Source organism: Mitsuokella sp. AF21-1AC, assembly GCF_003458855.1.
Lineage (GTDB): Bacteria > Bacillota > Negativicutes > Selenomonadales > Selenomonadaceae > Mitsuokella.
This window is the reverse complement of record NZ_QRVW01000046.1, coordinates 1-12,156: the sequence shown is the minus strand read 5'-3', so window position 1 is coordinate 12,156 and position 12,156 is coordinate 1. Positions and strand designations below refer to the sequence as shown.

At 58.9% G+C, this 12,156-nt stretch carries 12 protein-coding genes; 8 read left to right on the top strand and 4 right to left on the bottom strand.

The annotated features are described in order from the left end of the window. Positions 1 to 324: 324 nt before the first annotated feature. The 3 genes from gdhA to ttdB all read left to right on the top strand — a co-directional run bounded on the left by gdhA (position 325) and on the right by ttdB (position 3,414). On the top strand, positions 325 to 1,674 hold the full coding sequence (gdhA, locus tag DWX75_RS11600; RefSeq protein ID WP_118016470.1) for an NADP-specific glutamate dehydrogenase: 1,350 nt from the start codon (positions 325 to 327) through the stop codon (positions 1,672 to 1,674). 229 nt (positions 1,675 to 1,903) lie between these two features. Next, positions 1,904 to 2,803, top strand: coding sequence for a L(+)-tartrate dehydratase subunit alpha (gene ttdA / locus DWX75_RS11595; RefSeq protein WP_118016469.1), 900 nt, complete (start codon positions 1,904 to 1,906; stop codon positions 2,801 to 2,803). Beyond that, positions 2,803 to 3,414, top strand: coding sequence for a L(+)-tartrate dehydratase subunit beta (gene ttdB, locus DWX75_RS11590; RefSeq protein ID WP_118016468.1), 612 nt, complete (start codon positions 2,803 to 2,805; stop codon positions 3,412 to 3,414). Before ttdA ends, ttdB begins: the two co-directional genes overlap by 1 nt. Before the next feature lie 88 nt (positions 3,415 to 3,502). Here the strand turns inward: ttdB and DWX75_RS11585 are convergent, their stop codons facing one another. The 4 genes from DWX75_RS11585 to DWX75_RS11570 form a co-directional block, all read right to left on the bottom strand. After that, positions 3,503 to 4,921 (bottom strand): anion permease, encoded by a 1,419-nt coding sequence (locus tag DWX75_RS11585; RefSeq protein ID WP_118016467.1) that lies wholly within the window; start codon positions 4,919 to 4,921, stop codon positions 3,503 to 3,505. A 141-nt stretch (positions 4,922 to 5,062) separates the two neighbouring features. Further along, positions 5,063 to 5,578 carry a citrate lyase holo-[acyl-carrier protein] synthase gene (gene citX / locus DWX75_RS11580; protein WP_118016466.1) on the bottom strand — a complete coding sequence of 172 codons (516 nt, stop codon included), beginning with the start codon at positions 5,576 to 5,578 and terminating at the stop codon, positions 5,063 to 5,065. Positions 5,579 to 5,611: 33 nt separating this feature from the next. Continuing rightward, positions 5,612 to 6,685, bottom strand: a complete 1,074-nt coding sequence (gene citC / locus DWX75_RS11575) for a [citrate (pro-3S)-lyase] ligase (protein WP_118016465.1) — start codon at positions 6,683 to 6,685, stop codon at positions 5,612 to 5,614. 1 nt (position 6,686) lies between these two features. Further along, the gene (locus tag DWX75_RS11570) at positions 6,687 to 7,574 is read right to left on the bottom strand and encodes a LysR family transcriptional regulator (RefSeq protein WP_118016464.1); all 888 of its coding nucleotides are present in this window, start codon (positions 7,572 to 7,574) and stop codon (positions 6,687 to 6,689) included. Positions 7,575 to 7,889: 315 nt separating this feature from the next. Between DWX75_RS11570 and citD the strand changes: the two genes are divergently transcribed. The 5 genes from citD to DWX75_RS12025 all read left to right on the top strand — a co-directional run bounded on the left by citD (position 7,890) and on the right by DWX75_RS12025 (position 12,125). Further along, positions 7,890 to 8,192: a citrate lyase acyl carrier protein gene (gene citD, locus DWX75_RS11565; RefSeq protein ID WP_118016463.1), complete on the top strand. Its 303-nt coding sequence runs from the start codon at positions 7,890 to 7,892 to the stop codon at positions 8,190 to 8,192. Further along, positions 8,189 to 9,100, top strand: a complete 912-nt coding sequence (locus DWX75_RS11560) for an aldolase/citrate lyase family protein (protein ID WP_118016462.1) — start codon at positions 8,189 to 8,191, stop codon at positions 9,098 to 9,100. The genes citD and DWX75_RS11560 overlap by 4 nt, the downstream gene beginning before the upstream one ends. Positions 9,101 to 9,112: 12 nt before the next feature. Continuing rightward, positions 9,113 to 10,672 (top strand): citrate lyase subunit alpha, encoded by a 1,560-nt coding sequence (citF, locus tag DWX75_RS11555; RefSeq protein WP_118016461.1) that lies wholly within the window; start codon positions 9,113 to 9,115, stop codon positions 10,670 to 10,672. A 169-nt stretch (positions 10,673 to 10,841) separates the two neighbouring features. Next, positions 10,842 to 11,777, top strand: a complete 936-nt coding sequence (gene citG / locus DWX75_RS11550) for a triphosphoribosyl-dephospho-CoA synthase CitG (RefSeq protein ID WP_233519600.1) — start codon at positions 10,842 to 10,844, stop codon at positions 11,775 to 11,777. Positions 11,778 to 11,870: 93 nt separating this feature from the next. Then, positions 11,871 to 12,125, top strand: coding sequence for a hypothetical protein (locus DWX75_RS12025; protein WP_147671616.1), 255 nt, complete (start codon positions 11,871 to 11,873; stop codon positions 12,123 to 12,125). The last annotated feature ends 31 nt before the right edge of the window (positions 12,126 to 12,156 follow it).

The window sequence follows — 12,156 nt, the reverse complement described above, 5'->3', positions numbered from 1 at the left end:
ATCAGTATTCCAAGTGACTACCGTTGCGGCCATTCCTCTCCAGACTGAAGTGAGAAGATTCCTGGCCGCATTTTAATTGAACCAACAGGCACATCCCCGCGTGATATTTTGTATATCTGACGGCATTCCCGCTCCGTTTATTCGTTTATCCGTCGGATATTTTCACGAATAAAGTGAATAATACTTCTTTTTTTAATCATATATACTTTACGACAGGAGTATAGTATACTGATTTTGTAAGGTTTGCAGTTGTAATATTGTAAACGTGCAGCATGTATGGAAAACAGACAGGAAAAGGGCAGACTACGGAAGGAAGGGGTTATTTTGTCCGATATGAAACAGTATGTGGCCGATGTCCTCGCGAGCATCGAGCAGAAAGATCCGGAGCAGAAGCTGTTCCACGATACGGTGTCCGAGGTATTCTCGAGCATCGTGCCGGTACTCGAGAATCATCCGGAGTACCGCGAACAGAAGATCCTCGAGCGCATGGTGGAGCCGGAGCGCACGATTTCGTTCCGCGTTCCCTGGCAGGATGATCAGGGACGCATCCAGATCAACCGCGGCTACCGCGTACAGATGTCAAGTGCCATAGGACCATACAAGGGCGGCCTGCGCTTCCATCCGAGCGTCACGCTCGATGTGCTGAAGTTCCTGGCATTCGAGCAGGTCTACAAGAACGCCCTGACGGGGCTGCCCATCGGCGGCGCCAAGGGCGGCTCGGATTTTGATCCGCATGGGCGCAGCGACAACGAAGTCATGCACTTCTGCCAGAGCTTCATGACGGAGCTCTACCGTCATATCGGCCCCGATGTCGATGTGCCGGCCGGCGATATCGGCGTGGGCGGCCGCGAGATCGGTTATCTGTATGGCCAGTACAAGCGCATCCGCGACCGCTACGACGCCGGCGTGCTCACGGGCAAGCGTGTCGATTACTGGGGTTCGCTTGCCCGCACGGAAGCGACGGGCTACGGCCTCCTGTACTTCGTCAAGAACATGCTCGATGCCAAGGGCATCAGCCTCAAGGACAAGGTGCTCGTCGTCTCGGGCTCCGGCAATGTGGCGACGTACGCCATCGAGAAGGCACAGGAGTACGGCGCGAAAGTCGTGACGTGCTCGGATTCCAACGGCTACGTCTACGATCCCGACGGCATCGACCTTGCGGCCGTCAAGGAAATCAAGCAGGTGCGCCGCGGCCGCATCAGGGAGTATGTCGATACGCATCCCAAGGCTGCGTATCACGAGGGCTGCCGCGGCGTCTGGACGGTGCCGTGCGATGTGGCGCTGCCGTGTGCGACGCAGGGCGAGATCAATCTCGAGAGCGCGAAGGCACTCGTCGCCAATGGCGTGACGGCCGTCGGCGAAGGCGCGAACATGCCGTCGACGCTCGATGCCATCGCGTATTTCCAGCAGCACAAAGTGCTCTTCGCTCCGGCCAAGGCGGCCAATGCGGGCGGTGTGGCCGTTTCAGCGCTGGAGATGGCGCAGAATTCCGAGCGCCTGCAGTGGACATTTGAGGAGGTCGATGGCCGCCTCAAGGCGATCATGAAGAATATTTATGAGAATGCCCGCCGCAATGCTGAACAGTATGCAGACCCCGACGACCTCGTCGCCGGTGCCAATATAACGGCCTTCCTGCGCGTGGCCGAGGTCATGCTGGCTCAGGGCCTCGTCTGAGCCGAATAGAATCATTTTCTCACCTCTTTTACCGGTCATCCTCAGGTGGCCGGTATTTTTTTATCCTACTGTATAGGGAAAAGATTATGCTATTTATAAAAATATTTGTATTCGACTTATACTAAGTGCCGGACTATAATAAAATCAACAAGCGGGAAGCGGAAATCTTCCGCAGGACCGTACGATTCATGATGATTGAGAGCCAATCAGGATAGGAGAGGATGAGCATATGTTACGAGAAGATGCTGTCACGCATATGACCGATGTCATGGCGAAGTTCCTGGCCTTTACGGGCAAGCGACTGCCGGATGATGTGCGCGCGAAGATTGCCGAACTGGCCGCACAGGAGGAAGAGCCGCTCGCGAAGGCCATTTATCAGACGATGGAGAAGAATCAGGAGCTGGCGATGAAGCTCAATCGTCCGAGCTGTCAGGACACGGGCGCCATCCAGTTCTTCATCAACTGCGGCTCGGCGTTCCCGTATATGGCACAGCTGCCCGCACTGCTGCGCGAGGCCGTCGTGCAGGCGACGAAGGATGCGCCGCTGCGCCACAACGCCGTCGAGACGTTTGACGAGTACAACACGGGCAGGAACGTGGCCAAGGGCATTCCGTCCCTGTTCTGGGATATCGTGCCGGGGCGCGACGACTGCGAGATCTACACGTACATGGCGGGCGGCGGCTGCTCGCTGCCGGGCCATGCCAAGGTCCTGATGCCCGGTGAGGGCTATGAGGGCGTCACGAAATTCGTGCTCGATGTGATGACGAGCTACGGCCTCAATGCCTGCCCGCCGCTGCTCGTCGGCGTCGGCATCGGCACCTCGGTCGAGGTTGCGGCGCTGCAGTCGAAGAAGGCCCTCATGCGCCGCATCGGCTCGCACAATGAGAACCCGAAAGCGGCGAAGATGGAACAGCTCCTCGAGGACGGCATCAATGCCATCGGCCTTGGCCCGCAGGGCCTGCGCGGCAAGAATTCTGTGCTCGGCGTCAACATCGAGAACAGCGCACGCCATCCGTCGGTCATCGGCGTCGCGGTCAATGTGGGCTGCTGGTCGCATCGCCGCGGTCACATCGTTTTCGACAAGGAGCTCAATTACAGAATCGATTCGCATTCGGAGGTGGATTTCTGATGGCCAAGAAAGTACTCACGACGCCAATCAGCGCAGAAGATCTTGAGGATATCAACGTCGGGGATGTCATTTACCTGACGGGCGAGCTCACGACCTGCCGCGATGTGGCACACCGCCGCGTCATCGAGGAGGGACGCAAGCTGCCCGTTGATGTCAGGAACGGTGCCATCCTGCACGCCGGCCCCATCATCCGCCCGCTTGGCGGGGACTCGTATGAGATGGTGACGGTGGGCCCGACGACCTCGATGCGCATGGAAAAATTCGAGGAAGCCTTCATCAAGGAGACGGGTGTACGCCTGATCATCGGCAAGGGCGGCATGGGCGACGGCACGATGCGCGGCTGCCGCGATCACAAGGCCCTGCACTGCGTGTTTCCGGCAGGCTGTGCCGTCGTGGCGGCCACCTGCGTCGAGAAGATCCTCTCGGCCAACTGGAAGGACCTCGGCATGCCGGAAACGCTCTGGACTTGCAAGGTCAAGGAGTTCGGTCCGCTCATCGTCTCCATCGACACGCACGGCCGCAACTTGTTCGAGGAGAACAAGGCCATCTTCAACGAGCGCAGGGACAAGGTCTACGAGGCGATCGCCAGCCAGGTGGGCTTCATCAAATAACATCAGCTGACATCAGCAGGACGTAAAAAAAGCCGCCGCGGTTTTGCCGCGACGGCTTTTGCATTTGACTGTGCTGTTTGGATGAAGCTTACCAGTAACCGAGGAACGCCCACCAGACGCCGCCGATACCGAGCCAGACGACGATGTGGATCAGAGAGATGGCGAAGCCGATCATCCACCAGGTCTTCTGCGGGACGTAGCCGGCACCGAAGTAGACAGGAGCCGGGCCTGTGCCGAAGTGCGTCAGGCAGCCGCAGATGTTCGATGCCATGGCGACGACGAACGCGGAGACGAACGGGGGAGCGCCGGCTGCCGCACCGAGCGTGATGAGGGCGGCATACATGCTCGTGACGTGAGCACTCATGCTGGCGAAGAAGTAGTGGCTGTAGAGGTAGATGATGAAGGAAAGCGCAACGGCTGCGATCATGCCGACACCGACCATCTGGTTCTCGAGGATCTTGGCGAACCAGGGGATGAACCCGAGGCGGTTGAGGTAATCACTCATGACAATGACGCCACCAACCCATACGAGGGTGTTCCATGCGTTCTTCTCGCCCGTGACGTCGCTCCATTTGATGACGCGGCAGACGAGCAGGATGCAGAGGCCGACGAAGGCTATGAGCGTCGCGTTGAGATGCGTGATGCTGGCCGTAGCCCAGAGGACGAGCAGCAGGACGAAAACGCCGGCGAGGACTTTCTCGCTGCGGGACATCGGGCCCATCTTTTCAAGCTCTGCATCGGCGAGTTGCTTGGCTTCCGGCGTATGCTTGATTTCCGGCGGGTAAACCTTGTAGATGAAGTAGGGGATGATAAGGAAGCAAACGATACCAGGAACGGATGCGGCTACGAACCAGTCGATCCAGGTAATCTCGATGCCGAGGATGCGGTTGGCCAGTTCGACGGCAATCGGGTTGCCGACCATAGCCGTGAGGAACATGGCGGAAATGACGAGGTCGAGCTGGAAGACGCTGACCGTAAGGAATGCGCCGATCTTGCGCGGGCTCTTTTCAGGATCCGAGCCAAATGCATCGGCAAGGCTCTGGACAATCGGGAAGATCAGGCCGCCGGCACGTGCGGAGTTCGACGGGATGGCCGGTGCGATGATCATTTCCGAGAAGCTTATCGAGTAAGCCAGCTTCAGGCTGCTGTCGCCGAAGGCGCGCATGGCGATGTAGGCGATGCGGCGGCCAAGGCCCGTGATGATGAAGGCGCGGGCCAGCAGGAAGGCCGAGACGATCAGCCATACGGTGTTGCCGCTGAAGGCGGAAAGAACCTGCTTGAAGGTCATGGCTCCCGACAGGGCGCAGGCCACGAGGGCGATGAGGGCGACGGTGCCAAGCTCGATTGGCTGGAGGATGAAACCGACGACGGTGCCGAGGAAGATAGAGAACAGATACCAGGCGTTGAGTGTCAGCCCCTCGGGGACCGGGATAATCCAGCCCATGGCTGCCACGAGGATGGTGACGAGTGCTCTCCACCAGAGTCCTTGTTTGGGTGATGTAGACATTCCTTTTTCCACTCCCTTAAATATGAAACATGATAGGATTTATGTAATTTATTTCTACCATAATCGGAATGCTTTGTAAAAGTCAGATTTTTCGTACCATATCATTCCCTGATGGAATGGAAACGTGTTATTATACAGATGTTATCGTTGAAGGTATTCCAAAAGCATCTCGTTTATGCGATTGGTCAAATCCTCTACGGAATGACGGCGGCTGCGGGCGCATACCTGGGCCTGCTCGCCGCAGAGCAGGCAGCGGCGCGGCACGGCACGGGAAAGCTTGTTCCCCGACTCGTCGAGCACGTCGATGTCGAAGAGGCGTCCGAGCGGATGCGTTTCCTCGAGCTTTGTGGCGGCAGCCTTGATGGCATTGGCATCCCCGTCGACGGCGAGGATGGCTTCGTCGCCGGTCGACGCGTGGTGCTCGAGCTTCTGGACTACAGGAAACTCCAGTTTGTTCAGGCATGCTTCGATGGATGAAAGGCCGTCGTCAAAGAGCCGGCGCAGGTCATCATTCGTCTTGACGGGGCCGGGGATGTTGAGGCCGAAGGAGATGAGCGCGCAGCCGGGATGCGCGTGACGGCAGGCCTCCTGGGCAGCAGCGCGTGCCTCGCGGGCCATGAGCATCGCGGGCAGTTCGACATGTGTTCCGTTGAGCATGGATAAGACTCCTTTCTCGTGATTCGCTACACGTTAATGGTGGCGTACGTCCGGCGTGGCGGCGATGCGGCGGCGCACGCCGGCGGCATCCCCGCTCTTGAGCCAGTCATACGTGGCGGGGGGTACAAGTGTCTGGAGGTGCTCCCATTCGCCGTCTTTTATGCACTGGCGCACATCGGAGGCGCTGACGGCACGTCCGTTCACGGCCAGGCGCGGCACGACGCAGCACTCGATGCCGAGCGCCGGCAGCTTTTCGCGCATGACCTGATTGTAACGATCCGTGACCTGGCTGAAGGGTTCCTCGCCGACGTAGCGGCGGCGGATGCCGAGCGCCGCGGCGATTTTGCCGAACAGCGTGAGGTCGAGTTCGGCATGGCCGATGCTCGCAGTGTCGTCGTCGGGCAGGAAGTAGCTCGGGAAGGTGGCGTTGCTGATGATGTAAGGGCCGCTTGCGTGCAGGCAGACGTTCGGGAATTCCGCGATGCCGGCCGTGACGAGCTTCCGGCGGACGGCGAAGGGGAAGAGACTGGCGTCCTCGCTGACGAGGAAGAGATGGACGAGATCATTTTCGCGGCTGGCCCGCTCGATGAGGCTGCGGTGCCCGAGCGTGAAGGGGTTGGCGTTCATGACGATGGCGGCTGTCCGGCTGCTGCCGTCGAGCGTTTGTTTCCTGTTTTTAAGGAAAGCTGCCGTTTCGTCCTGGAAGCGCTGCAGGCAGCGGGAAAAGCCCTGCGGCTGGTTCTCCATGAAGACGAGGCGTCCTTCGACGCGCGCGATCTCGTAGAAGCCGAGGTCGTGGAAGAAGCGGGCGGAAGCCGGCTTCGTGTAGAGGAAGACCTCGAGGTTGCCGCGCAGGAGCTGCTGTTCCATGAGATGGCTGACGATGGTGTTCAAGAGCCCTTCGCCGCGGTGGCGGTGGTCGACGGCGAAGCAGCGCAGGGTGTTGTGGAACATGCTGCCCGTCGCGATGATGTGGTAGTCGTCGTCGCGGATGGCACTGATGTAGTCGAGGTTGCGGTCGAGGCGGATGCCTTCCTGCTCGAGCAGGGCGGAGACTTCCTTAATGGCGCGCGTATCGCTGGGGAAAATCTTGGTTACTTCACTCATATCAGGTGTCCTCCCGTTTCTCTTGTCTCAGTTTGTTGTGCTCGCGGATGAGCTGGATGAAGACGCGGACCTGCGGCAGCTCCAGCGCCTGCTTCGTGTACATGATGAAGGTGGAGCGCGTCAGGGGCTCGCCGTTCGCGAAGTAGAGCGGGCGGACGCAACCGTGGAAATTGCCGAGGCAGATCTCCGGCACGATGCCCCAGCCGAGGCCGCGCTCCACCATGGCCATGCAGGTAGCCGTGCTGTTGACGGAGATGCGGTTGGGCGATGACTGCAGATGATTCTCACGCATCCACTGGGCCAGCATGCGCTCCATGTCGTCGTCGGCCGGGCGGGAGACCTGCGGCAGGCCCGAGAGCGGCGTGTCCTTGTCCTGCAGGCTCGTGATGGCGCAGATATGCTCGCGCGCGAGCAGGATGCGCTCGCCGCGCCATTCGCTGTACTCGCCGCGCAGGATGCCGACGTTGATTTGATTGGCCAAAAGCATCGAGTAGACGTGCTGGCTGTTGGCTGTTGTGATCTGCGTGGTGACGGCCGGATAGCGCTCGTTGTAGTCGGCGAGCTCGTCCGGCAGCCGGTACATGGCGTAGTTGATGGAGATGCCGGCGCGCAGGGTGCCGGCGATGCGCCCGGTCTGGAGGCTGAGCTCCTGCTTCATGGTGTCGAGCTCCTGCAGGACGTTTCGGACATGCTGCAGGACGATCTCGCCGGCCGGCGTAAACTGGACGCCCTGTCGGGAGCGCAGCATCAGCGTCAGGCCGAGCTCCTTTTCCATCTGGCGGATGCGCTTCGAGACGGAGGACTGCGTGATGTATAATTCGTCGGCGGCATGCGTGATGTTGCGCGTGCGGCTCAGGACCTGCAAGAGGTGGAAATCCTGTTCATCCAAATCAATCATTCCTTTCTGACGATCTGACGATACATTTCTGGTTTTGCCGCATGATCCTACTATAAATTATGATAGGGATAACGTCCATAGCCTGTGATTATGCAGTAAGATTTTATCGGCATCCTCGGGAATATCATTCTCTATCGTTATGGTATAAAAGAATGGAGAAGTTGTAAATAGCCTTTCTTTTCTACTTTATCATGCATATATGGAATGGATAAGTATAAAAAAGAGACATTTTACAAAGGAATGGTTTCGCGTTTTAATAAAAGAGTAATCAGACAATACTTAGGTGTTTTGCAAAGGAGCGATATTATGGAAATCCAGAAGGCTGCAATCGCTGGCACGCTGGAATCCAGTGATGCTCAGGTAACGGTTATGCCTGGCACCAATGGGATCGAGCTCACGCTGGAATCCAGCGTCATGAACCAGTATGGCCGTCAGATCAAGGCAACGGTCCTGTCCGTCCTGGAAGGTCTTGGCGTCAAGAATGCACGCGTCAAAGTCGTGGATAAGGGTGCCCTTGACTGCACGCTCAAAGCACGTGTAGAATGCGCGGTATTCCGCAGCAACGATATGTCCGCCAAGAATATTCCGTGGGGAGGTGTCATCAAATGATTCCACGTCCAAGACCTGAGCGCTTCCGCCTGCGCCGTACGATGATGTTCATGAATGCCCAGAAGCCGGGCCTCATCAAAGATGCCTACATCTATGGCGTCGATACGATCATGCTCGACCTTGAGGATGCCGTAGCCGAGAACCAGAAGGATTCCGCCCGCTTCTCGCTCTATCATGCCCTGAAGACCATTGATTACGGTGACACGGAAGTCATCGTCCGCATCAACGGCCTCGATACGCCGCACTGGGAAGAGGATATCCGCGTCTGCGTCGCCGGCGGCGCTGACGGCGTGCGCATCCCGACGTGCGAGAGCGCCGAGGATGTCAAGAAGGTAGAGGAGCACGTGCTCGCAGCCGAGAAGGAATTCGGCGTCGAGGAAGGCCGCACGCTCATTATGGCCGCACTCGAGAGCCCGAAGGGCGTGCTCAATGCCTATGAGATCGCTTCTGCTTCGGACCGCCTGTTCGGCATTGCCCTTTCGGCCGGTGATTTCCATCGCAGCATGCACACGCATTACGTACCAGGCGGCATCGAACTCAACACGGCGCGCAACCTCATCGTCATGTCGGCCCGCGCCGCAGGCGTCCAGTGCTTCGATACGGTCTTCACGAACCTCGATGATGAAGAAGGGTTCGAGAATGAAGTCCGCATGATACACGACATGGGCTTTGACGGCAAGAGCCTCATCAACCCGCGCCAGATTGCCTTTGTTCATCAGACGCTCGCTCCGACGCCGAAGGAAATCGCCACGGCTGAGACGTACGTACGCACGTATGAGGAGCAGTCGAAGCTTGGCGTCGGCGTTTACACGGTCAACGGCAAGATGGTCGATATCGCCTTCATCAAGGATGCCAGCCGCGTCATCGCACTCGCGAAGGCTTGCGGTGTCTATCACGGCGATTTATAAGGAGGAGCAGAAATGATCAACGCAGTAGGAAGAGATATTCCTGATGAGCTCCTGAAGGACGGCAAAGAAGTCTACCAGGGCAAATATCATATGGACGGCAAGCCGTTTAAGAAAGCCGGCCCCGTGACGATCCGCCACGAGAAGCCGCAGGAGAGCAAGGTCGTGGCTTCCATCCGTGAAGCCTGCGAGAAATGCGGCGCCCATGACGGCATGACGGTTTCGTTCCACCATGCCTTCCGCAACGGCGACTATGTGACGAGCATGGTCATGAAAGTCCTCATCGAGGACATGGGCCTCAAGGACCTGACGGTTGCCACGACGTCGCTCGGCAGCGCACAGGATCTTTTGGCTGACTACATCGAGCAGGGCAAGATCATCGGCATCCAGTCCTCAGGCGTTCGCGGCCGCATCGGTGAAGTCATTTCGGCCGGCAAGCTCAAGACGCCGGCCATCATCCGCAGCCACGGCGGTCGTCCGCGCGCCATCGAGACGGGTGAGCTCCACATCGACATTTCCTTCATCGCCGCTTCCACGTCGGATGATTACGGCAATGCCAAGGGCACGGGCGGCAAGCACAACTGCGGTGCCATGGGCTATGCTGTGGCAGACTCCCATTATGCCGACCATGTTGTCGTCGTGACGGATACGCTCGTTCCGTTCCCGAACATGCCGTCGCCGATCAGCTCCATCGATGTCGATGCTGTCGTCGTCGTCGACGCCATCGGCGATCCGACGAAGATCGGCACGAAGGAAGCGCGCATCACCCAGGATCCGCGCAACCTCATGATGGCTGAGAACTGTGCCAAGGTCATCGCTTCGACGCCGTACTTCAAGGACGGGTTCTCCTTCCAGACGGGCGTCGGCGGCCCGTCGCTCGCCGTCAACCGCTTCCTCGAGGAGTACATGGTTGAGCAGAACATCAAGATGGGCTTCGCGCTCGGCGGCATGGGCGGCAACATCTGCGACCTCATGGACAAGGGTCTTGTCGGCAAGCTGCTCGATACGCAGGATTTCGACATGAAGGCCATCAAGCATCTCGAAGAGCATCCAGACAAGCATCTCGAGATTTCGACGAGCGAATACGCCAGCGCGGCCAACAAGGGCGCCTACGTCAACAAGCTCGACTTCGTCGTGCTCGCTGCTCTTGAAATCGATACGGACTTCAACGTCAACGTCCTGACGGGCTCGGACGGCGTGCTGCGCGGTGCGCCAGGCGGACATCCGGATACGGCTGAAGGCAGCAAGTGCTGCATCATCGTCACGCCGCTCGTCCGCGGCCGCATGGCTACGGTCTGCAAGAAGGTCGTCACGGTCACGACGCCGGGCGACTGCGTCGATGTCCTCGTCACGGATTACGGCATTGCCGTCAACCCGCGCCGCCAGGATCTCATCGAGTGCCTCGACAAAGCAGGCATTGAGCATACGACGATCGAAGCCCTGCAGGAGAAGGCGTACAGCCTTGTCGGCACGCCGGACGATCTCGAGTGGGAAGACAAGGTCATCGCTGTCCTCGAGGCACGCGACGGCACGATCCTCGATGTCATCCGCAAGATCAAGCCGCTGCAGCTTTGAGCGTTGAGGAAAAACGATACATTCTAACCTTCAGGGGGCGGTCTGCCGGCATGTGCCGGCGGCCGCTTTCCTTGCATAAGGGTGCAGGCGGCCGGCGGATATGGTATGCTTGAGAGGCAGACACAGGTAAAGCGCATATTGTCATCGGCTGTCAGGAGGAGCAGAGGATATGGTTCAGGAAGGGAAGGTTGAAGATATGCAGATTTCCGCAATCGGTGATCTGGCTCATGAAGCCATGCTGTGTGAGGTTTCGGCGACGCCGAAGCCGGGACTGGTGGACCGCGCGACGAATGGCGCCCACCGTGATATGGATTTCTTTACGTTCCTTTCGTCGGCCACGGCACTGCGCCGCAGCTTCGATGAATTCGCGCGCATCGGCGCCGACCATGCGGCGGAAGCCGCCGCCTCGCTGCTGCCGTATCTGCAGGCCGCCGGCATCGTGGCGGAGCGGCGCATGTTTGCGGCAACAAACGGCATCAACACCCACAAGGGCATGATTTTTAGCCTCGGCCTGCTTGCAGGAGCGGCCGGCTGGGCCATGAAGCGCGGCGAAGCGCTGACGACGGACCATCTCTGCATACTCGTGGCCGAGATGTGTGAGGGCCTGACGGCTGCGGCCTACGCGCATGTGGAGGAAAAGCCCGCAGAGGAGCGCACGAAGGGCGAGGCCATGTTCCTGCGCTACGGCGTGACGGGGGTACGAGGCGAGGCGGAAAGTGGCTTTGCCACGGTCCGGCTCTTCGCCATGCCAGTCTACCGCCGCCGCCGCGAGGAGGGCTTTTGCGTGAATGACGCGCTCTGTGATACGCTGCTCGCGCTCATCGGCAGCAATATGGACACAAATATCCTCGGCCGTCACGATATGGCGGCGCTGCGCTACGCCCAGCAGGCCGCGCGCAACGTCGCGATGCTCGACGGGATGCACACGGAAGCGGGCTGCCGAGCCATCCGCGCGCTCGACGAGGATTTCACAAAGCGCTGGATCAGCCCCGGCGGCAGCGCCGACCTCCTGGCCGTGACGCACTTTCTCTACGAACTCGAGCGCCGTTTCGAGCAGGGCCGCCTCCACCAGGCAGAGCCCGTCACGGCAAACGGCTTTGCGTAATGGCTGTTGACCTCATCCACCGCTGTGCGGGGAAGGCTTTGTTCCGAGATGTAGGCTCAGCGTTGCTGGCATGGAGGGAACGAGGGAGCATAAGTGGAGCGTTGGCGCCTGGCGTTAAGAAGGGATTTTTTCCTCTCTAGCTTCCTGACGAATGTGCGTCGTTCAAGCAGCGCGCGTTTCGTACATTCGTCGGGGTTCATTAAAAAGGAAAAAATCCCTTTAGCCAGCCGACTTCGCGCAATGTTGCTCCCTCATTCCCGCCTTTTCGCATTTAGCTGTGTGCTGAAGCCGGAAGGCATCCTGTGCTTCGCGACCGTGCGCGGAGAAGGCAAAAAAATGGGGCTGTGACAAAATGTAAAATCATTTTGTCCACAGCCTC

Bases quoted from the DNA above. Each gene is read 5' to 3' on its own strand.
- ttdB (WP_118016468.1), top strand. From the start codon at position 2,803: ATGGCCAAGAAAGTACTCACGACGCCAATCAGCGCAGAAGATCTTGAG.
- citD (WP_118016463.1), top strand. From the start codon at position 7,890: ATGGAAATCCAGAAGGCTGCAATCGCTGGCACGCTGGAATCCAGTGAT.
- citC (WP_118016465.1), bottom strand. From the start codon at position 6,685: ATGAGTGAAGTAACCAAGATTTTCCCCAGCGATACGCGCGCCATTAAG.
- ttdA (WP_118016469.1), top strand. From the start codon at position 1,904: ATGTTACGAGAAGATGCTGTCACGCATATGACCGATGTCATGGCGAAG.
- DWX75_RS11560 (WP_118016462.1), top strand. From the start codon at position 8,189: ATGATTCCACGTCCAAGACCTGAGCGCTTCCGCCTGCGCCGTACGATG.
- DWX75_RS11585 (WP_118016467.1), bottom strand. From the start codon at position 4,921: ATGTCTACATCACCCAAACAAGGACTCTGGTGGAGAGCACTCGTCACC.
- citX (WP_118016466.1), bottom strand. From the start codon at position 5,578: ATGCTCAACGGAACACATGTCGAACTGCCCGCGATGCTCATGGCCCGC.
- citF (WP_118016461.1), top strand. From the start codon at position 9,113: ATGATCAACGCAGTAGGAAGAGATATTCCTGATGAGCTCCTGAAGGAC.
- citG (WP_233519600.1), top strand. From the start codon at position 10,842: ATGGTTCAGGAAGGGAAGGTTGAAGATATGCAGATTTCCGCAATCGGT.